Here is a 20,159-nt window from a genome sequence, read left to right on the forward strand (position 1 = left end):
CAGGACTCCGGGCGTGTCGAGTTCGCTGAACCACCAAGGAGATTGACGATGACGGAACCGATCGACCCCAGCACCTACCTCAAGGCTGCAGAGGCGGGCGACCTCCAGCTGGTCAAGGCCGAGCTCCAGTCAGGTGCGCCGATCGATGCAACGAACCGGCAGCGACAGAGCGCGATCCTGCTCGCTGCCAAGGGCCGCCACTTCGACGTCGTCCGTCACCTCGTCGCTGCCGGCGCCGACATCGACCAGCAGGACGAGACGTGCTTCAACCCGTTCATCCACGGCTGCATCCACAACGACCTCGAGCTCGTCCGGATCATGGTGGGCGCCGGCACGGACCTGACCCGCCTGACCCGCTTCGGCGGCAACGGCCTGACGCCGGCCGCCGAGAAGGGCCACCTGGAGATCGTGCGTGAGCTGCTCACGACGACCGACATCAACGTCAACCTGACCAACTTCGTCGGCTGGACCGCACTCATCGAGGCGATCATCCTGCGTGACGGCGGGTCCGTGCAGCAGGAGATCGTCCGGCTCCTGCTGGAGCATGGCGCCAACCCGCACCTGACCGACAAGTGGGGGGTCGCGCCGATCGAGCTGGCCCGCGAGAAGGGCTACGCCGAGATCGTCGACATCCTCGTCCAGTACGGGGCGTGATGGCAGCCCAGATGGCGGCGGCACCGACCGCACCGACGGCACCGATCGCACCGACGGCACCGACCGCACCGACGGCACCGACCGCGTTGTGGGCGCTGACGGCGGACGAGCCGCTGCTGGGCCTCATCCGCAGTGGGCGGTTCGCCGGCACTGTGCACAGCGCGTTCGCCTCCGTCGTGAACGTCCGCACGACCGAGGGCGACCTGTTCACTCTGGCTGCCCGCCACGTCGACAACGCGCCGAACACCATCGTCGTGGACGCCGGCTCGCTGTCGCACCTGCGCGCCCCGCGAGGCGCAGCCGTCGTCTCGCACGGCTCGGGGCTCGCCTGCCCAGGACGGTTCACCATCGATGTCGCGAACGTATCTCCTTGGACGCCAACGGTCCCCGATCTCAGCAGGTCGGCGGGCTCCGACCGGCTCGCGCAGCTGGCGGCCGAGCTGGAAAGGATCATCGACCGCCACGGCCGGCCGGGCGGCATACGACCGCGTGACGGGCAGGGCACGATCGACGCAAGGGTGTCGCGAGCCCTCGAGGTCGGGACCACCGGGCTGGTCCGTGCACTCGCGCAGGGCGACCTTGCAGCGGCCACCCTGTGGGGCGGGCGGGTCATCGGACTCGGCCCGGGCCTGACGCCGTCGGGTGACGACTTCGTCACGGGCCTGGCCGCCATGGCCTCGGCGCCGGGCACCCGCATCCACGCGCTGGGTCCGTGGCTTCGCCGGCTCGTGTGGACGCACCGGACCCGCACGAATGTCATCAGCTGGACCGCGATGCACGAGGCCGCCCGGGGCCGCGTCCGCGAGTCCCTCATCGCCGTCCTTGACGCCGTCGCCGCGGGCGACGCAGGTGCCCTCCACGCCGCGGCGCGAAAGGTGATCACCATCGGCAACACGTCAGGGACCGACATCGTGACCGGAATGCAGGCTGCCCTGCACCTAGAGACAGAACTGCGAGGCGCGGCATGACCACCAGGGTCGTCGTCAAGAAGAACACCTATTTCGACTCAGTGTCCCTGATGTCGATCTCCACCAAGGCCAACCAGATCGAGGGCGTCGTCCAGGCGTTCGTGGCCATGGGCACCAGCATGAACAAGGAGGTGCTGCGCAGCCTCGACCTGCTCACGGCTGACCTCGAGGCGGCCGGCACCGGCGACCTCATGATCGTCGTCGAGACCGACGACACGACCACTCCCGACGAGGCCATCGCGTCGATCGAGGGCCTGTTCACGCGTCGGACGGAGTCGCGCGGCGAGCACCGCGTCACGTACCGGACCGTCGGCGCAGCCGTCGCCGGCACGCCCGGTGCGAACCTCGCCGTCATCGCCGTCAACGGCGCCTATGCCGTCCGCGAGGCCCGTCAGGCTCTCGAACAGGGCCTGCACGTCATGATGTTCAGCGACAACGTCGCGGTCGAGGACGAGGTGGCGCTGAAGCGGCTGGCCCACGACAAGGGTCTGCTCATGATGGGCCCGGACTGCGGCACCGCGATCATCAACAACGTCGCCCTCTGCTTCGGCAATGCCGTGCGCCGGGGCAACATCGGCATCGTCGGCGCCTCGGGCACCGGCAGCCAGGAGGTCAGTGTCCGGATCCACGACTTCGGCGGGGGCATCTCCCAGCTGATCGGCACGGGCGGCCGCGACCTCTCCGAGGAGGTCGGCGGCATCATGATGATCGACGGCATCCGGGCTCTGGCCGCCGACCCCGACACGCACGTCATCGTCCTCGTGTCGAAGCCGCCCGCCCCGGCCGTGGAACGGAAGGTCCTCGCCGAGATCGAGCACGCCGGCAAGCCCGTCGTCGTGTGCTTCTTCGGTGGCTCCCAAGAGGCGGTCGAGGCCGCCGGTGGCCACTTCGCCTCTGGCACAAAGCCGGCCGCGCTCGAAGCGCTCCTCCTGACTGGCGTCAGGGAGGAGGACCTCGACCTCCATGCGCTCAACTGGCCCCTCGTCGAGGAGGTCCGCGCCAAGCTCGCGCCCGAGCAGAAGTACATCCGCGGTCTCTTCTGCGGCGGCACCATCTGCGACGAGGCGATGTATGCCGCCCTCGGGAGGTACGAGGACGTGTGGTCGAACATCCAGAAGGACCCGAGGCTGCGCCTCGGCGCGGGTGACCCCAGCCGGGGCCACACCTTCCTCGACTTCGGCGACGACGAGCTCACCAACGGCCGGCCCCACCCGATGATCGACCCGTCCCTGCGCATCGCCCGCCTCGTAGAGGAGGCCAAGGACCCCGAGGTCGGCGTCATCGCGATGGACTTCATCCTCGGTTTCGGCGCTCACGAGGACCCCGTCGGCGTGACCCTGCCGGCGATCCGCGAGGCGAAGGCGATCGCCGCGTCGCAGGGCCGCCACCTCGAGATCCTCGGCTATGTCCTCGGAACGGATCTCGACACACCGTCGCTCGCGGCGCAGACCGCCGCCCTCGAGGAGGCCGGTGTGACCATCGCCAGCAGCAGCACCAACACGGGCCTGCTCGCTCGCGAGTTCGTCTGGAAGGGAGAGAACCGATGAGCGCAGTCGCAGACCTGTTCGGCGCGGACCTCAGTGTCATCAATGTCGGACTGGAGATGTTCGCCGACGACATCGCGGCCCAGGGCGCCGGCGTCACGCACCTCGAGTGGGCCCCACCCGGTGGCGGCAAGCCGGAGGTGCTGCACGCCCTCGAGGTGCTCGAGCTGCCCGAGATCGCCGCGAGGATCGAGGCCGCCAACCAGAAGGCACTGGAGCGGATCACGTCCTCGCAGCCGATGCTCGTCGGCTTCGGCCAGGCCATCGACGTCGTGCCCGGCATGACCAGGACGACGATCCTGCACGCCGGCCCACCCATCGCCTTCGAGAACATGTCGGGCCCGATGCGGGGGGCCGTGGCCGGCGCGCTCGTGTTCGAAGGGCTCGCCACGGACATCGACGACGCTCATGTGGTTGCCGCGTCGGGGGAGATCACTTTCGCCCCGTGCCACGAGCACGGCTGCGTCGGGTCGATGGCCGGCGTGACCTCCGCGTCGATGTACATGCACGTGGTCGAGAACGCCACCTACGGCAACCGCTCGTACACGAACCTGTCCGAGCAGCTGGCGAAGGTCCTGCGCATGGGTGCCAACGACCAGACGGTCATCGACCGGCTCGCCTGGATGCGAGACGTCCTCGGTCCGATCCTCGAGGAGGCCATGCAGATCGGCGGCCCGATCGACCTGCGCCTCATGCTCGCCCAGGCGCTGCACATGGGCGACGAGTGCCACAACCGCAACGTCGCCGGGACGACGCTGCTCATCCAGGCGCTCGCGCCCCGGATTCTGCAGACGCACTTCACCGAGGCGCAGAAGGTCGAGGTCTTCGACTTCGTCGCGTCCTCGGACTACTTCTCCGGCCCGACGTGGATGGCGATGGCCAAGGCAGCCCTCGATGCCGCACACGGCATCGAGTACTCCACCGTCCTCACGACGATGGCTCGCAACGGCGTCGAGCACGGCCTGCGCGTCTCCGGGATCGAGGGCGACACGTGGTTCACCGGACCGGCACAGCCGGTCATCGGCCCGATGTTCGCCGGGTACAAGCCCGAGGACGCCGGCCTCGACATCGGGGACAGCGCCATCACCGAGACCTACGGGATCGGCGGCTCAGCGATGTCCGCGGCGCCGGCGATCGTCGCCCTCGTCGGCGGCACGGTCGACGAGGCGGTCGACGTCACCCGGCAGATGAGGGAGATCACCACCGGGGAGAACCCGAACGTGACGATCCCGCTCCTTGGCTTCATGGGGGTCCCGACGGGCATCGACGTCCGCAAGGTCGAGCTGACCGGCATCCTGCCCACCATCAACACGGCGATCGCCCACCGGGAAGCCGGCATCGGGATGATCGGCGCCGGCATCACCCACCCGCCGATGGAGGCCTTCGACCAGGCCATCGTCGCTCTCGCCGAAAGGCTCGAGTCCCTGGCCGCCGCGGACCATTCCTGACCAGCCACCACGCCGCATCACCCAACTCGGCGGGCAGCGAGGCCCGCCGCTGTCGAAGGAAGCATCGATGAACTCTGTGAGCACCACGGCCGCGCTGGCCGAGGTTGACACTGGCGTCGTCAGGATCGACGACGCCAAGCTCGCCCGGTACGCGAGAAGCGGCTACGCCGCCGACGTTCTTCCGCTCCAGCCGGAGCAACGGACGTGGAGCACGTTCAGCTTCGTCACCCTCTGGATGGGGCCCATCCACAACATCATGAGCTACATGACCGTGGCCGGGTTCTTCATCCTGGGGCTGAACGTGCCGCAGGTCGTTCTCGCCGTCATGCTCGCCGCCACCATCGTGTCGGTCGGATATGTCCTCAACGGCAGGTCGGCCGCGAAGTACGGCCTGCCGTTCGCCATGCTGCTGCGCGACTCGTTCGGGGTCAGGGGCTCGGTCATCCCGGCATTGGCGCGTGGCATCGTCGCCGGTGTCGTGTTCTTCGGCACGACGACCTTCGTCGGCGCGCAGGCGCTCAACGTCATGTTCAGCAGGATCTGGCCGGGTTACCTGCAGCTCGGAGGCGACTTCTCGCTCCTGGGCCTGAACCTGCCGACGATCATCTCCTACCTGCTGCTCTGGACCATCACCGTGCTGCTGTTCGTCAGCGGCTCCAGCGCACTCGGACAGTTCGGCAAGTGGTCGGCTCTCGTCGTCTACGCGATCATCATCATCGCCGCGATCTGGGCGTTCGACATCGCCGGCGGTGTGGGGCCGATCCTCGACTACGCGCCGGACAAGCCGATGGCGAGCCCGCTCGTCTTCGTCGCCTGCGTCAGTGCGCTCGTGTCCAACTGGGCCGGCCCCATCGTCAACATCTCGGACATGACGCGCAACGCCAAGTCGGTGGGGGCACCGTCGATCGGCTTGCCGTTCGGGATGATCGTCTCCTACGTCCTGTTCTCGGTCGTCACGGTCGCCATCATCGCCGGCACGAAGATCGCCTTCGGCGAGGAGATCTTCAACATCGTCTATGCCTTCGACAAGATGGACCACAACCTGGGCGGCAACGTCGCGGTCGTCCTCATCATTCTCGCCCTCAACACGGGAGCGACCGCGTTCGTCGTGTTCGCCAACCTGCTGCCGTCGGGCCTGCAGATGACCGCGATGTTCCCCAAGGTGTTCAACGTCAAGACGGCAGGCGTGCTCACTGCCGTCGTCGGGACGCTGATCCTTCCGTGGAAGCTCGTCGAGAGCCAGCAGATGCTGTTCCTCTTCTACGGCTTCATCGGCTCGATGTTCGGGCCGATCGCGGGCATCATGCTGGCCAGCTACTACCTCGAGCGCCGCGACCGGCTCGACCTCGACCGGGTCTACGTCGCCGACGGAGAGGTCGGCGAGCACCCGAACGGGTACAACCGGCTGGCGCTCACGGTGCTCGCCGTCAGCTTCGTCGTCACGATGCTCGGCGCTTTCGTCAAGAGCATCCCCTTCCTGGTGGAGCTCAACAACTTCGCGTTCTTCGTCGGTGTCTTCATCGGCTTCGTCGGCTACGCGCTCGGCCTCAGGAGGAGGTCGGCGCGCTCGACGCGTGACGCCGTCTGACCCCGAAAACCCTCGACAGCACAACCGATCCAAGGAGGATCGAGATGCACCCCGATGCAGACAGGTACTACTCCGACGCCGCGAAGACGACCATCGACTGGATGAAGGAGAAGCTCGGCGGGCCGTTCGGTGCAACGCTGGTGCGCGGTGACGACGTCATCGTCACCGTCGGCAACCGGCAGCTGGGCGACATCGACCCGACCCAGCACGCCGAGATCGTCGCCATCCGGGAGGCGTGCACGATCCTCGGCACCCGCGACCTGTCGGACTGCGTGATCTACGCGACCTGCGAGCCCTGCCCGATGTGTGTCGGCGCCATCATCTGGGCCGGCATCAAGACGTGCTACTTCGCCGCGACCCGTGACGACGCGGACAAGCACGGTTTCGGCGACGGCCACCTCCGTGACTACCTCGCCGGCCGGGACGACAGCGTCGTGAACCTCGTCCACACGGGCAACCGCGAGGACTGCGACGCACTGTTCCCGAGGTTCTGGGAGCTGAACGCCGAGATCGTCGACGGACGGGACAGCGAGCCGGTCATCGCCTGACCCGGCCGCCCAGCCCAGCGGCATACGGACCCCACGACCGTATGCCGCTGGGTGCCCTCCGGCGCGCCCCTGACCTCGGCAGGGCCGCACTGCAACGAGCTTGCAACGTTCTCTTGCCTAGCGTCGCATCGAACCCGGTGACAACGACGTCTAGGAGATCTCATGACCACGATGCAAGCCGCAGTAGTCCACACTTTCGGCAGCGACCTCAGGATCGAGGACGTCCCGCTGCCCACCCCGGGGCCCGGACAGGCTCTGGTGAAGCTCCTCACCAGTGGCGTCTGTCACACGGATCTGCATGCCGCACAGGGCGACTGGCCGGTCAAGCCGAGCCCGCCCTTCATACCCGGCCACGAAGGCGTCGGCGTGGTCGTCGCGCTCGGTGACGGAGTCAGCAACCTCCACCTGGGGCAGCTCGTGGGCAACGCGTGGCTGTTCTCGGCGTGCGGCGACTGCCAGTACTGCAACACGGGCTGGGAGACCCTCTGCGAGCAGCAGCGGAACGGCGGCTACTCGGTCGACGGATCGTTCGGCCAGTACATGCTCGTCGACGCCAAGTACGCCGCGATCATCCCCGAAGGGGCCGACCCGGTGGAGGTGGCACCGGTCCTGTGCGCGGGCGTCACCGTCTACAAGGGCCTGAAGATGACCGAGGCCAAGCCGGGGGAGTGGGTCGTCATCTCGGGGATCGGCGGTCTCGGTCACGTCGCCGTGCAGTACGCGAAGGCCATGGGCCTACGCGTCGCTGCGGTCGACATCGCCGACGACAAGCTCGCGCTGGCGGAGAAGCACGGCGCGGAGCTCACGGTGAACGCCCTCACCGCGGACCCGGCCCAGGTGGTGCAGCAGGTGACCGGCGGAGCCCACGGCGTGCTCGTGACCGCGGTCCATCCGTCGGCGTTCGGGCAGGCGATGCACATGTCACGCCGGGGCGGCACCATCGTCTTCATCGGTCTGCCCCCAGGCGACTTCCCCGCGTCGATCTTCGACATCGTGCTCAAGGGCCTCACCGTCAGGGGCTCCATCGTGGGCACCCGTCAGGACCTGGCCGAGGCGCTCGACTTCTATGCCCGCGGCCACATCCACGCCACCGTCACCACCCGCAGTCTCGACGAGATCAACGACGTGTTCGACGAGATGCAGCACGGCAAGATCGACGGGCGCGTCGTCATCCAGTACTGACGATCCCACGGGCACCCACCGGCATACCTCCCCCATCGCCGACCCCGAGCCTCCGTGTCACCCCGCCCGGATGACGGGGAGCGATGCGGGGACCGGTTAGCGTCGATGTCAGGGCCGGCCTGGTCCTCGGCTGAGGCGCAGGCCCCTTCGCCCGACCAAGCCGAGCTCAGCGCCGCCCGAGAAAGCAAGGTCTCATGCCGGGAACCGAACGCCTGCGAGTGGACTCCTTCGGCCATCCTGAAGACGGTCTCCACGGCGCCACGCCCTGGTACCACTGGGGCCCTTACCTGTCCGAGCGAGCGTGGGGCACCGTGCGCGAGGACTACAGCGCCGACGGGAACGCCTGGGGCTACTTCCCGCACGACCACGCTCGGTCCCGCGCCTACCGCTGGGGTGAGGACGGCATGGCCGGGGTCAGCGACGTCGGGCAGAACCTGTGCATGGCCCTGGCCCTGTGGAACGGTCGCGACCCGATCCTCAAGGAGCGGATGTTCGGGCTGACCGGCCCCGAGGGCAACCACGGCGAGGACGTCAAGGAGTACTGGTGGTATCTCGACGCCCTGCCGAGCCATGCCTGGCTGCACTGGCGGTACCACTATCCGCAGGCCGAGTACCCGTATGCCGCTCTGCTGGCGGAGAACGGCAGGCGCGACCACTCGCAGCCGGAGTTCGAGCTCATGGACACCGGCATCTTCGACGACGACCGCTACTGGGTCGTGGACGTCGTGCACGCCAAGGCGGACCCCCATGACCTGCTGATGCAGGTCCGGGTCACCAACGCGGGGCCCGAGACCGCGACGCTGCACGTCCTGCCTCAGCTGTGGTTCCGCAACACCTGGTCGTGGGACGCCGACGCGGCGCGGCCGTCGCTGCGGTCCGCCGATCCCGCCCGGGTCGCGGTGGAGCACCCGGTGTTCGGCGACCTGGTGTGGGAGGTGGACCGCGACCCGCTCGGAGGTCTGCCCGATCTGCTGTTCTGCGACAACGACACCAACACCCGGCGGCTGTACGGCTCGGCCGACTCGCCGGCCTTCCCGAAGGACGGCATCGGCGACCATGTCGTGGCCGGCGCGCCGACGGTGAACCCGGACCGGAGCGGGACCAAGGGCGCGGCCTGGTACCGGCTGACGGTCGGCCCGGGCGAGACCCAGGTCGTGCGCGTCCGGCTGCGCGCGCCCTCCTCGTCGCCGGCGTTCGGCGCGCCCTTCGACGCCGTCCTGGCCCAGCGGCAGGTTGAGGCAGACGAGTTCTATGCCGAGGTGATCCCCGCGGACTCGGATGACGACTCGCGCCTCGTGGCGCGACAGGCGTTCGCCGGGATGATCTGGGGCAAGCAGTTCTACCGCTATGACGTGAAGCGCTGGCTGGACGGAGACCCCACGCAGCCACCGCCTCCGCAGGAGCGGCGCCACGGCCGCAACGCCGGGTGGCTCAACCTCGACGCCCGCGACATCCTGTCGATGCCCGACTGCTGGGAGTACCCGTGGTTCGCGGCCTGGGACATGGCGTTCCACTGCGTCGCTCTGGCCCATCTCGACCCGGCCTTCGCCAAGTACCAGCTGCTCGTGCTGTGCCGCGAGTGGTTCCAGAACCCGAACGGAGCCATGCCGGCATACGAATGGGCGTTCGGTGACACCAACCCTCCCGTGCACGCGTGGGCCGCACTCCATGTCTGGGACATCGACGGACGGCGCGACTCCGACTTCCTGGCCCGGCTGATGCCGAAGCTGCTCATGAACTTCACGTGGTGGGTCAACCGCATGGACCCGGAGGGCGACCACCTCTTCGCGGGCGGCTTCCTCGGCCTCGACAACATCAGTGCGATCGACCGGTCCAGCCTGCCTGAGGGCGGGCGCCTCGAGCAGGCCGACGGCACGAGCTGGATGGCGTTCTACTCCCTCACCATGCTCGAGATCGCCGTGATCCTCGCCGAGAAGGACGACGCGTGGACCGACATCGAGGTGAAGTTCATCGAGCACTTCGTGCTCATCGTGGACGCGATGCACTCCCAGGGTCTCTGGGACGAGCAGGACGCTTTCTTCTACGACATCTTCCGGACCCCCGACGGGCAGGCGACCCCGATCAAGGTCCGGTCGATCGTCGGGGTTCTGCCCCTGATGGCGATGGTCGTCGTCGATCCCGACCTCCGCGCCCGCCTGCTCACGCTGCAGAAGCGGTTCGCCGGGTTCCTCGAGTTCGCCGCCCTGGACGGGCAGCCCACGGCGGCGGCACGGGTGATCCAGCTGCCGGGCAGCGACGACTTCGCGGTCGGCGTCATTCCTCCTGGCGCCGTCCGCCGCGTCCTTGCCCGAGTGTTCGACGAGGACGAGTTCCTCTCGCCACACGGTCTGCGGGCCCTGTCCCGGTACCACCTGGACCACCCGGTATGGCTCGAGCTGGCCGGGGCCGAAGTCTCCGTCGACTACGAGCCCGCCGAGTCCCGATCCGGGATGTTCGGAGGCAACTCGAACTGGCGTGGCCCCGTGTGGATGCCGGTCAACTACCTCCTCGTGCGCAACCTGCAGCGCTACGCCCGGTCGGTGGGAGCGGAGATCGACGTCGAGTACCCCACGGGCAGCGGCCGGCGAGTCGGGCTTGCCGACTGCGCCGACGATCTCCGTCAGCGGTTGGTGTCGTTGTTCCTCAGGGGCGCAGACGGCCGCCGGCCCTGCCACGGCCAGGTGGACAAGCTGCAGAACGACCCACGGTGGAGGGACAACGTCACCTTCAACGAGTACTTCCACGGGGACAACGGTGCGGGTCTCGGGGCCAGCCACCAGACCGGCTGGACCGGCCTGGTGGCGGATCTGATCTGCCGCCCGGATCCCTTCGTGAGCCAGTCCGATTCGATGTGATCCCGCGTCGTATAGCGCGCGGGAGCACATCGACCCGGTCTGGGGTGCACGTTCTGCATGGTGTCGGTGCACAGGAGGCCGAGACCGCCGTCGTTCGCGGTTCCTACGTTGGCGCTGTCCCTTTCCGCCAACCGAGGAGAAGCCGTGAACGAGTACCCGCTTCCCGATGCGACCGAAGACCAGATCGCAGCAGTCAACGCAACCGGACATCAGCCGGTCATGTTCATCCACGGCCTGTGGCTCCTGCCGTGCAGCTGGGACCGCTGGATGCGGCTGTTCGCCGACGCCGGCTACGCCCCCCTTGCGCCAGGATGGCCCGACGACCCCGCCTCCGTCGCGCAGGCGCAGGCGAACCCGGAGGTGTTCGCCAACAAGACGGTCGGGCAGGTCGCCGACCACTTCACCGAGATCGCCGACCAGCTCGACCGCAAGCCTGCCCTCGTCGGGCACTCCTTCGGCGGCCTGCTCGCCCAGATCGTCGCCGGCCGTAGGAAGTCCGCGGCCACGGTCGCCATCGACGCCGCCCCGTTCCGCGGGGTGCTGCCGCTGCCCGTGTCCGCGCTGCGGTCGTCCTCTCCGGTGCTGAGCAACCCGGCCAACCGGCACCGTGCCGTCCCGCTCACCTTCGACCAGTTCCGCTACGCGTTCGCCAACGCCGTCGACGAGCAGGAGGCCAAGGACCTCTTCCAGCAGTTCGTCGTCCCCGCGTCAGGCGCGCCGATCTTCCAGGCGGCGAGCGCGAACCTGAACCCCTGGACCGAGGCCAAGGTCGACTACAAGAACCCCGAGCGTGGCCCGCTGCTCGTGATCTCCGGGATGGCCGACCACACCGTTCCACCGGCCATCTCGAAGGCCACGTTCAAGAAGCAGCGGAAGAACCCCGGGATCACCGAGCTCGCCGAGGTCGAGAACCGCGGCCACGCGCTGACCATCGACAACGGCTGGCGCGAGGTCGCCACCGTCGCGCTGGAGTTCGTCGAGAGGTTCGTCCGATGAGCACCCGTGCAGGCACGTCGCGCCCAGCCCGGAAGGGCCCGTCCAGGTCGGTCCTGATGAGCACCTTGCTCGCACTACTCGGGCTGCTCGCTGCGGCGCTCGCGATCAGTCCGCCCGCGTCGGCAACCGCCACGGTCGTGCGCGACGGCGCGGACATCCACCACACCGCGACTCCGCAGCCGAAGCCCACCATCGTGCTGGTGCACGGAGCCTTCGCGGATGCGTCGGGCTTCGCGGCCACGATCACAGCGCTCCAGGCCGACGGCTATCCGGTGCTGGCGCCGCCGAACCCGCTGCGCGGGCTCGCCCAGGACGCGGCTAGCCTCCGGGCGTTCCTGGCCACCATCTCGAGGCCCGTCGTCCTGGTCGGGCACTCCTACGGCGGCGCCGTCATCACCCAGGCCGCGCAGGGTGACGGCAACGTCGTCGCGCTGGTCTACCTGGCGGCATACGCCCTCGACGAGAACGAGTCGGCCGGGGAGGCCAACGCGCTGGGCGGCGGCTCGACGCACCTGCTCGAGCACCTGGTGCTGCGGCCCTACCCGGGCGCGCCCGCGGGCGACGCGGATGGGTACATCGACCCTGCGTGGTTCCAGCGGATCTTCGCCGCGGACGTGCCCCGCAAGCAAGCCGCCGTGATGGCGGCCACCCAGCGGCCCGCCGCGCTGTCCGCGCTGGTCGCCAAGCTCGTCGGACAGCCCGCCTGGGCGTCGGTGCCTTCGTGGTACCTCGTCGCTCGGCAGGACCAGGCCATCCCGCCGGAGGCCGAGCGTGCCATGGCTCGTCGGATGAACGCCCAGACGTGGCAGGTGGATTCGTCACACGCCGTCATGGTCAGCCACCCGGACACCGTCACTCGGCTGATCGAAACCGCCGCGCGCGCCACCGCGGGCCCGTCGGCCGTTGCGCCGTCGGGGGCCGGTGCCCGGCGATGACCAGAGGAAAGGCGATGCGTGCATCACCGACGCGGCTCGCGGTGCAGGGCGTGCTGGCGGTCGCCATCGGCGTGGTGGCGATCGTGTGGCCGGACATCACGATCGGCGCGTTCGTCATCCTGTATGCCGTGTGGGCGTTCGTCGATGCGGCGTTCAACGTCATGGCCGCCGTCGCCCCGCCCGCCGGCGCGGAGGCAGCCACGTCGACGAAGGTGGGCCATGGCGTGCTGGCCGCCGTCGACGTGCTCGCCGGAGTCCTTGCCATCGTGTGGCCCGACATCACCGCCCTGGCGCTGGTCCTTCTCGTCGCCGCGTGGGCGCTGGTCGCCGGAGTCCTGCAGGTGAGAGTGGCCTTCAGAGCCGGCGAGTCGGCGGGCGAGCGCACCTTCTTCGTGCTGACCGGCCTGCTGTCGGTGGCGCTCGGGATCGCCTTCGTCCTTCGGCCCGACATCGGTGCGGTCACCATCGCCGCCGTCTATGGCTTCTTCAGCATCGTCACCGGGGTCGCCTTGCTCATGACCGCCTGGTCGATCCGTTCAGCCCGGAGCCGCGCCAACGCCGCACTGCAAGTGGGATGATCCGGGCCACTAGCTGGTTTGGCCACCCAGCTTGAGGATGCGCGCGAGGTCGGTGCGGTTCGCCGCACCGACCTTGGCGTAGATCCGGTACAGGTGCGACTCGATGGTCCTCGGCGACACGAACAGGCGCTCGGCAACCTGACGGTTGGTCAGACCGTCCGACACGAGCTCCGCCACCTGTAGCTCCTGCGGTGACAACACATCGACCGGGGACACGGTCGCCTGGATGGCACCGCCGGCCGCGCGGAGCTCGCGCTGCGCCGACTGGGCCCAGGGACGGGTGCCGAGGGCGGTGAACGCGGCACTGGCCAGCTCCAGCTGAGCTCGGGCGTGCTCCGGACGCTGACGCCGCCGGAGCCAGCTGCCGTAGCTGAGCTGGACGCGCGCCCGCTCGAACGGCCAGCTCGTGGACATGGCGGCGAGGGCGTGCTCGTATGCCGCCGCAGCCTCCGTGTCCGGGGCCGTGAGTGCCTCGACGAAGGCCAAGGCGGTGGTCAGCAGCGGTGCTGGGGCCCGGTCGTGCTGGCGTCGCGCGACGTCCACGGCGGCATCGAGGACGTCCACATCCCCGGTGCGGACGGCGGCGAACGCCAGGTGGGTCAGGCCCCAGAACCGCACCTGAGGGTGGAAGCTGGGTTCGTCCGGGTTGAACGGGCGCCACAGGTGGGCGACCGCGGCGGCATGGTCGCCGATGGATGCGGCCACGATGCCGCGGGCGAGCTCGACATGGGACAACATCGGGGACAGTCCGACGGCGCTCAACACGGCCTCGACGTGGACGGCAATCCGCTCCGCCTCGTCGGCATCCCCCCGCAGGGCGGCCACGTAGCTCAGTGCGATATCGCCGCTTCCGACCCAACGTCGCTGGTTGGTCTCCGTGGCCAGCCGGACGCCCTCTGTGGCGTAGACCCTGGCTTGGCCCACCTGGCCGGTCAGCGCGGTCGCGAACGCGAGGCCGATCAGGGCGTTCGCGAGTGTGCCGAGCCGACCAGACGAACGACATCGGCTCTCGGCCGCAGTGAGAAAGGTACGGCACGATGCCGGGTCGCCAACGGCCAGAGCCCCGATGCCGACCCTGAACAACGTCAGTGGGTCCTGCACGGACATGGGGGCGATCTGCGGCATACGCTCAAGCAGCTCGCGACCGCGACTGACCGGCGCAATGAGGCCGAGCCCGCCAAGGCGCTCGAGCGCAGCGTCACCGTCCAGGCTCAGTGAGTCCAGCAGCCGCACCGCACTGTCTCGGATCACCTGCGCGGGGTTGGTGAAATGAAAGCGGAGGCTCACGGACATGAGTGCCTCCAGGGCCGCCCGGTCGGCGCCTGCATCATGGATCTGCTGCGCGCTGTCGATGAACTCGGCCAGAGTGTCGGCACCGGCCCAGCCCTCCCGGAGCATGCTGACCAGCCACCGTACGCGGGCCCGGTCCTCGGACCTCAGCGCGTGGGGGTTGATCGCGGCGAGCAGGCGACGACAGCGTGGCGCGTCGTCGAGCTCCATCGCATACTGCGCGGCCTGAAGCTGTAAGTGCGCCGCTCGCTGTGGGTCGTCGGCAAACCGTGCTGCCTGCTCGAGCGTCGCCGAGGCGACGTCGATGTCTCCACGTTCTGCGGCACGTTCGGCCAGCGCAAGAAGGTCGGACTCCAAGCCGGCCGCCGGCCCGAGCGTGCCAGCGGCCCGGTGCCACAGGGCCCGTTCCGGGTCTGCGGCCAGCGAGTCCGCCCAGGCCAGATGGATCCGGTGCCGTTCCCCGACCGGTGTGAGGGCAGCGACGACCGCACTCGCGGTCGGGGAGGCGAACCACAGCTCGAACCCGTCGGTCGACATCTCGGCCAGGCGGGCATCGAGGGCGGGATGCAGCTCGCTGACTGTCACGTCGCGCTCGAGGTACCGGGCAGCCGCGGCGATCACCTCGCCGGTGGACCTGCTTTCCCCGAGGCTGAGGACCCGCAAGAGGGCCGCGCTCGAGGCGGGCAGGCCGCTCAGTGCCCGTACGTAGGTCTGCTCGAGACGGTCGGTCACCGGCAGCGTGCCCGTGAGGGGCCTGCTGCCATCTCGGCCTGCGGCGACGGCCAGCTCAACCAGGGCCAGTGGTAGCCCGGCGGACTCGCGCAGGACGACCGTGGCGACGGTGGCCGGCAGGTCAGGAGCGACGCGGTTCAGCAGCAGCTCCGCGTCGGCGCCCCTCAACGGCTCCAGCGTCACCGTCGGCAGCTCGAGACCCTCGAGCCGCTCGTCTCCCCTCGTGCCACTGGTGACCGCCACCAGCACGACCACCGGGTCATCGTGGATCCGGCGAAGAACGAACAGCAGGGCCTCCCAGCTCGGCCGGTCGATCCACTGCGCGTCATCGACGACGAGCAGGACTGGTCCTTTCTGGGCCCGGTTCAGGACGATGCGAAGCGCCTGCATCGCCGCGGGGAGGTGGCTGTCCGGCTCGGTCGGCGCGAGCTCCGACCCGGCGAACTCCGAGAACTCCGCCCCCAGGAGCTCCTCGAGCCCGGCCAGCGGAAGGTCACGGTCTCGCTGGCGGCCGGTGCAACGCCTGACGACGAACCCGCGTTCGGTGGCCTCGGACGCTGCACCACGCAGCAGGTGAGTCTTGCCGATGCCGGCCGGGCCGCGGATGACAAGCCGCCTGTCGTACCCGTCGTCGGACGGGCGACCCTCGTGGGAGGCAGCCGACAGCAGGCGGGTGATCAGGGCCCACTCACGTTGCCGTCCGACGACGCCGTCACCCATGTATGCCGGTCACCACCTCGCGTTGCAGTGCCCCCATCCTTCCCCGGCGCGGGACCCTCCTGCCACACCGGGAGCCTCCCGTTGCCGGTCCGTCAGGATTGGGCGCTCGTCACGGGCAGCATGGTGGCGCGATACTCCCGCGGCGAGACCCCGTAGGCGCTCTTGAAGGAGCGGGAGAAGTTCGTGAGGTCCCCGAAACCTGCGCGGTGCGCGATCGCCGCGATGGTGTCCCGCTCGGCACCGGCGCTCTGGAGGGCGACCCGGCACCGTTCCAGACGCTGCTCACGGATCCAGGACCCCAGCGAGATGCCCGATCTGGACAGGAGCTTGTAGAGGTAGCGGACCGATATGCCGTGCGCTGCCGCGATGTGGCGCGCGTTGAGATCAGGATCGGTGAACCTCTGGCGGACGTACTCGAGCACACGTGCCTCGAGGGCATCGGGCACCACCACGCTCCTGGCCTCCCGCGCGTTCGGGCCACCCGCGGCCTGGGCCGCCACCAGCGCCCGCACGAGAAGCAGGGTGGCCTGCCCGGCTGGCTCGGGCGGCTCGGGCGACCTCGCGCCCGGCTCCCCACTCGAGGAGGCGTCCGTGCGGTCGGGTGCAGGCGGCATACTCCCGCTCCTCGCCTCGAAGGCCAGCCTGCGCAGGTACGGGATGACCAGCCGGGACAGGGGACGATCGCGACCCAGCCCCACGCCCAGGAGCTCGCGCACCGCCCGGTCCGGCAGGGCGAGAGCCGCGAGTGGCACCTGGACGTGAAGGCGGCGCCCGCAGCGTTCGTGCGTGACCGTGTACGGCATCCTCGTGTCGATGACGGCGAACTGGCCCGGGACGAGGACCGTCTGCCGACCGGCCTGCTCGACCAACGCGGTCCCGGACAGCTGCAGCTGAAGGAACACGCTCGGCGGCGCATAGTCGCGCGTCAGCGCCCGAGTCCGTCGCGTCGTGACCGGCGTCGTCGACAGCTCACACAGCCGCACCGCACCGAGGTCGGTGATGCAGGCGGCGACCCGGATGTCGTCCGGCCGCCGGTGCTCGATCTCGAGGCGGGCCACCGAACGCCAGATCGCCTCCCGGATCGTCTCGGCCCGCTCGTCGACGGGAACGGTGTCGGTCGTCAGCTGCATGTCCGGACCTCCACTCCAGTCGGGCGCTGCTGCACCACAACGCTATGGAGGCCCGTTCACGGACGTGTAGGTGAAAACACGCAAACTGCGCCCCGAGTCGATGTGATCCCGCGTCGTACAGCGCGCGCGAATACATCGACCCAGCGTCAAGCGTGCCCCTCCGCCGGTGCGGTGAGGATCTCGGCTCCGTCGTCCGTGATGGCGATCGTGTGCTCGCTGTGGGCGGTCCGGCAGCCGGTCGCGCTCCGGAGCGTCCATCCGTCCTCGTCGGTGACGAGCTCGGCGGTGTCCGCCATGACCCAGGGTTCCAGCGCCAGCAGCAGGCCCGGCCGCAGTCGGTAGCCACGCCCGGGTCGTCCGGTGTTGGACACGTGCGGCTCCTGATGCATCGTCGATCCGACGCCATGACCCCCGAACTCGGTGTTGATCGGATACCCCGCGTCGTGGAGCGTCGAGCCGATGGCGTGGGAGATGTCGCCGATGCGAGCCCCCGGGCCTGCGGCGGCGATCCCGGCGCGGAGCGCGCGCTCGGTCGCGCTGATCAGCTCGACGCTCTCGCGGGGCCGCGAGTCGCCCACGACGAAGCTGATGGCAGAGTCCGCGACAACGCCGCCCTTGGAGACGGCGAGGTCGAGCGACAGCAGGTCGCCGTCGACGAGGCGGTAGTCGTGCGGTAGTCCGTGCAGCACGGCGTCGTTGACCGACGTGCAGATGAAGTGGCCGAAGGGGCCGCGTCCGAAGGACGGCGCGTAGTCGACGTAGCAGGACACTGCTCCGGCCTCGACGATCATGCTCCTGGTCCACCGGTCGATGTCCAGGAGGTTCGTGCCGACGCTGCTGCGGCCCTTGAGCGTCTGCAGGATGCCGGCGACCAGGGCGCCGGTCTCCCTCGCTCGGGTCAGCTCGGTCGGGTTGAGAATCTCGATCATCGGCGCCTCGCTCGGGGTCTCAGGATTCGATCCTGCACCCAGGGTCCATCCAGCCGGCGGAAAGGCTCGCCGCAGACTGTTACCGGACTTCCGTCGGCATCCGGGAGGTGGCTGCGAGGTGTCTGCCGGTTCGCCGTGGTCGGCGTTCTGGAGACGTCTGGGTATCTAGGGTCGAAGAAGTCACGACGCCGTGGCATCCCGACCTCCCACGAGCGCCTCAACCACGATGACGACCCAGACTCTCGCTCAACCCACCGCCAGGCGATCGCGCCTGCTACCGCCGACGCCGGAACGCCGCGCGCTGGTCCCGGCCGTCATAGCCGTCGCGTTCCTTCTGACGGAGGCCGTCGTCCAGGCGGTCACCCCCTTCATCCGCAACGACGACTGGCCGTTCCTGGTCCCGGCGCACACGCCCGGGGTGATGTCACCGGGCTACTACGACCAGAGCGAGGGACGCTGGCTCAACCCGGCATGGTGGGACCTCGTCGGCCAGCACGGCAACGCCACGACGGCGTCCCTCACCTATGCCGTCGGCTATGCCGCACTCGTCGCCGGCATGTGGCGGGTGCTTCACCACTCCGGGATCCGTCCCGCGCCTGCCATCGATGCCCTCCTCGGGATCGCGTTGTTCGCCTCGTGCGTGTGGGTGCAGCTGCTCTACTGGCCCGGCGCGCTGACACCGTCGGTCCTCGTCGCCGCTGCGGCCCTCTGGCTGCTGCCCTGGGCAGCGCGCTCCCGTCTGCGCCTCGGAGTCTGGCTCATGGTCGGCGAGGTCGCGGCCGTGCTGAGCTACCCGCCGGTGGGTGTGCTCCTGCTCGTCTTCGCCGTCGTGGTGCTCCGCGAGGCCCCATGGCGCACGGTGCTCTCGGTCGTTGCGACGTGGGTGGCTGCCTTCGCGGTCGGCGTCGGCGTCGCCTACACGCTCAACTGGATCGTCAACGGGCACTTCGGGCTTCAGCTCGCCTCCTGGCGCCAGCCCAACCCGCTGCACTCGGTTCACTCCCTGGAGGTCAACGCCCAGCGCTGGCTCACCGCGGCCGGGTCCCTGTGGGCCGCCCAATGGTGGGTCGCGCTCGCAGGCGTCGTCGGGATCGTCCTTGGTTGCCTCGACGCGGACGTGCGTCCCCGCCTGTGGCGCCTCCTCGTCGCGTTCGCGGTCGCCTGCGGTCTCGACGTCGCGCAGACGCTCACGACGGGCGTCGTCACGGACGTGCGGGGACAGCTGTGGACGTGGCTGGTCGCCGTGCTGCCCGTCGCTCTGGTGCTCGGGCAGCGGCGGCGTCTGATGCACAGTCCCCTGGCACGACTTCGTGCCGGGCTCCGCATCCGACGCGCCCAGCCGGTCAACGCCGTCGCGGCGATGACGCTCGCGGCGCTGGGGGTCGGCGGGGTCCTGACGTGGCGCGCCGACATCGGCGAGCACCAGGTCGTCCGCAGCCAGTACGCCGCGATCGCAGCAGCGGCCACCGCGCACGCCCCCGGGACGATCCCGCCGACCGTGGTCGTCTACCAGGACCCGGCCCAACGGCATACCCGCTCCGGAAAGATCATGGCCAGCACCATGTTCATGGCGGTGCGCCAGGACCAGGGCGGTGTGCAGGCCCACTGGTGCACCGGCCGCGAGTGCCTCGTGCAGGCCGCCCAGATCGGGTCGGGCTCGGTGGTCCAGCTCGGACAGATCGGTCGGCACCCCGATGTCGTCGGCGTCGTCGTGCCGACGCCACCGAGCTGGCTCTGACGGCTGGGTCCGAGGCGCCGGCTACTTCCATCGGAAGTGCACGAAGACCCGGCCGAAGTTGTCGGAGTCCTTCTCCACGCGGTGGTAGAGCGGCTTGATGTCCTTGCGGTCGAGGAAGCGAAGCACCCGCTTCTTCAGCTGGCCAGATCCCTTGCCCGGGATGATCTCGACGAGCGGCGCCTTCTTGGCGACCGCTTCGTCGATGACCGCGTGGAGTGCGCGCTCGATCTCGTCGCCGCGGTTGTAGATGTCGTGCAGGTCGAGCTTCAGCTTCACCCGACCATGATCTGCTCCTGCCCGACTGTCCGCCACAGTCCGCACCGG

16 protein-coding genes are annotated in these 20,159 nt (G+C 69.3%); 12 read left to right on the forward strand and 4 right to left on the reverse strand.

Going from position 1 to position 20,159, the window contains the following annotated elements; translation table 11 throughout:
• Positions 1–48: 48 nt before the first annotated feature.
• The 11 genes from ACYVLP_RS08055 to ACYVLP_RS08105 all read left to right on the forward strand — a co-directional run bounded on the left by ACYVLP_RS08055 (position 49) and on the right by ACYVLP_RS08105 (position 13,296).
• Positions 49–654: an ankyrin repeat domain-containing protein gene (locus ACYVLP_RS08055; protein ID WP_460626826.1), complete on the forward strand. Its 606-nt coding sequence runs from the start codon at positions 49–51 to the stop codon at positions 652–654.
• Positions 654–1,622 carry an oxamate carbamoyltransferase subunit AllH family protein gene (locus ACYVLP_RS08060; RefSeq protein WP_460627068.1) on the forward strand — a complete coding sequence of 323 codons (969 nt, stop codon included), beginning with the start codon at positions 654–656 and terminating at the stop codon, positions 1,620–1,622. The genes ACYVLP_RS08055 and ACYVLP_RS08060 overlap by 1 nt, the downstream gene beginning before the upstream one ends.
• The gene (gene fdrA, locus ACYVLP_RS08065; RefSeq protein WP_460626827.1) at positions 1,619–3,169 is read left to right on the forward strand and encodes an acyl-CoA synthetase FdrA; all 1,551 of its coding nucleotides are present in this window, start codon (positions 1,619–1,621) and stop codon (positions 3,167–3,169) included. Before ACYVLP_RS08060 ends, fdrA begins: the two co-directional genes overlap by 4 nt.
• Positions 3,166–4,614: a YlbE family protein gene (locus ACYVLP_RS08070; RefSeq protein WP_460626828.1), complete on the forward strand. Its 1,449-nt coding sequence runs from the start codon at positions 3,166–3,168 to the stop codon at positions 4,612–4,614. The genes fdrA and ACYVLP_RS08070 overlap by 4 nt, the downstream gene beginning before the upstream one ends.
• 67 nt (positions 4,615–4,681) lie before the next feature.
• Entirely contained in the window at positions 4,682–6,202 is a 1,521-nt protein-coding gene (locus ACYVLP_RS08075) for a cytosine permease (protein ID WP_460626829.1), read from the forward strand.
• Positions 6,203–6,246: 44 nt separating this feature from the next.
• A complete protein-coding gene (locus tag ACYVLP_RS08080) occupies positions 6,247–6,750 on the forward strand; it encodes a nucleoside deaminase (protein WP_460626830.1) in 504 nt (167 codons plus the stop codon).
• A 171-nt stretch (positions 6,751–6,921) separates the two neighbouring features.
• Positions 6,922–7,932 (forward strand): alcohol dehydrogenase AdhP, encoded by a 1,011-nt coding sequence (gene adhP, locus ACYVLP_RS08085; protein ID WP_460627069.1) that lies wholly within the window; start codon positions 6,922–6,924, stop codon positions 7,930–7,932.
• 194 nt (positions 7,933–8,126) lie between these two features.
• The gene (locus ACYVLP_RS08090) at positions 8,127–10,787 is read left to right on the forward strand and encodes an MGH1-like glycoside hydrolase domain-containing protein (RefSeq protein ID WP_460626831.1); all 2,661 of its coding nucleotides are present in this window, start codon (positions 8,127–8,129) and stop codon (positions 10,785–10,787) included.
• Between the two features lie 144 nt (positions 10,788–10,931).
• Complete coding sequence (locus ACYVLP_RS08095; RefSeq protein ID WP_460626832.1) at positions 10,932–11,783, forward strand: alpha/beta hydrolase; 852 nt, start codon at positions 10,932–10,934, stop codon at positions 11,781–11,783.
• A 56-nt stretch (positions 11,784–11,839) separates the two neighbouring features.
• A complete protein-coding gene (locus ACYVLP_RS08100) occupies positions 11,840–12,718 on the forward strand; it encodes an alpha/beta fold hydrolase (protein WP_460626833.1) in 879 nt (292 codons plus the stop codon).
• Between the two features lie 14 nt (positions 12,719–12,732).
• Positions 12,733–13,296, forward strand: a complete 564-nt coding sequence (locus tag ACYVLP_RS08105; RefSeq protein ID WP_460626834.1) for an HdeD family acid-resistance protein — start codon at positions 12,733–12,735, stop codon at positions 13,294–13,296.
• Positions 13,297–13,305: 9 nt separating this feature from the next.
• On the opposite strand, the gene ACYVLP_RS08110 is transcribed toward ACYVLP_RS08105, so the two are convergent.
• The 3 genes from ACYVLP_RS08110 to map all read right to left on the reverse strand — a co-directional run bounded on the left by ACYVLP_RS08110 (position 13,306) and on the right by map (position 18,097).
• A complete protein-coding gene (locus ACYVLP_RS08110; protein WP_460626835.1) occupies positions 13,306–16,038 on the reverse strand; it encodes a LuxR C-terminal-related transcriptional regulator in 2,733 nt (910 codons plus the stop codon).
• A 92-nt stretch (positions 16,039–16,130) separates the two neighbouring features.
• Positions 16,131–17,168 carry an AraC-like ligand-binding domain-containing protein gene (locus tag ACYVLP_RS08115; protein WP_460626836.1) on the reverse strand — a complete coding sequence of 346 codons (1,038 nt, stop codon included), beginning with the start codon at positions 17,166–17,168 and terminating at the stop codon, positions 16,131–16,133.
• Between the two features lie 146 nt (positions 17,169–17,314).
• Positions 17,315–18,097: a type I methionyl aminopeptidase gene (gene map, locus ACYVLP_RS08120; RefSeq protein WP_460626837.1), complete on the reverse strand. Its 783-nt coding sequence runs from the start codon at positions 18,095–18,097 to the stop codon at positions 17,315–17,317.
• A gap of 226 nt (positions 18,098–18,323) precedes the next feature.
• On the opposite strand from map, the gene ACYVLP_RS08125 reads away from it, so the two are divergent.
• A complete protein-coding gene (locus ACYVLP_RS08125; RefSeq protein WP_460626838.1) occupies positions 18,324–19,835 on the forward strand; it encodes a hypothetical protein in 1,512 nt (503 codons plus the stop codon).
• 21 nt (positions 19,836–19,856) lie between these two features.
• On the opposite strand, the gene ACYVLP_RS08130 is transcribed toward ACYVLP_RS08125, so the two are convergent.
• Entirely contained in the window at positions 19,857–20,111 is a 255-nt protein-coding gene (locus ACYVLP_RS08130; RefSeq protein ID WP_452269904.1) for a Smr/MutS family protein, read from the reverse strand.
• Positions 20,112–20,159 lie beyond the last annotated feature (48 nt).

The organism is Intrasporangium mesophilum, from assembly GCF_054783095.1.

Excerpts from the sequence above, each read along its gene's own strand:
- ACYVLP_RS08055 (WP_460626826.1), top strand. The coding sequence starts at position 49 with ATGACGGAACCGATCGACCCCAGCACCTACCTCAAGGCTGCAGAGGCG.
- ACYVLP_RS08060 (WP_460627068.1), top strand. The coding sequence starts at position 654 with ATGGCAGCCCAGATGGCGGCGGCACCGACCGCACCGACGGCACCGATC.
- fdrA (WP_460626827.1), top strand. The coding sequence starts at position 1,619 with ATGACCACCAGGGTCGTCGTCAAGAAGAACACCTATTTCGACTCAGTG.
- ACYVLP_RS08070 (WP_460626828.1), top strand. The coding sequence starts at position 3,166 with ATGAGCGCAGTCGCAGACCTGTTCGGCGCGGACCTCAGTGTCATCAAT.
- ACYVLP_RS08075 (WP_460626829.1), top strand. The coding sequence starts at position 4,682 with ATGAACTCTGTGAGCACCACGGCCGCGCTGGCCGAGGTTGACACTGGC.
- ACYVLP_RS08080 (WP_460626830.1), top strand. The coding sequence starts at position 6,247 with ATGCACCCCGATGCAGACAGGTACTACTCCGACGCCGCGAAGACGACC.
- adhP (WP_460627069.1), top strand. The coding sequence starts at position 6,922 with ATGCAAGCCGCAGTAGTCCACACTTTCGGCAGCGACCTCAGGATCGAG.
- ACYVLP_RS08090 (WP_460626831.1), top strand. The coding sequence starts at position 8,127 with ATGCCGGGAACCGAACGCCTGCGAGTGGACTCCTTCGGCCATCCTGAA.
- ACYVLP_RS08100 (WP_460626833.1), top strand. The coding sequence starts at position 11,840 with ATGAGCACCTTGCTCGCACTACTCGGGCTGCTCGCTGCGGCGCTCGCG.
- ACYVLP_RS08105 (WP_460626834.1), top strand. The coding sequence starts at position 12,733 with ATGCGTGCATCACCGACGCGGCTCGCGGTGCAGGGCGTGCTGGCGGTC.
- ACYVLP_RS08110 (WP_460626835.1), bottom strand. The coding sequence starts at position 16,038 with ATGGGTGACGGCGTCGTCGGACGGCAACGTGAGTGGGCCCTGATCACC.
- ACYVLP_RS08115 (WP_460626836.1), bottom strand. The coding sequence starts at position 17,168 with ATGCAGCTGACGACCGACACCGTTCCCGTCGACGAGCGGGCCGAGACG.
- map (WP_460626837.1), bottom strand. The coding sequence starts at position 18,097 with ATGATCGAGATTCTCAACCCGACCGAGCTGACCCGAGCGAGGGAGACC.
- ACYVLP_RS08125 (WP_460626838.1), top strand. The coding sequence starts at position 18,324 with ATGACGACCCAGACTCTCGCTCAACCCACCGCCAGGCGATCGCGCCTG.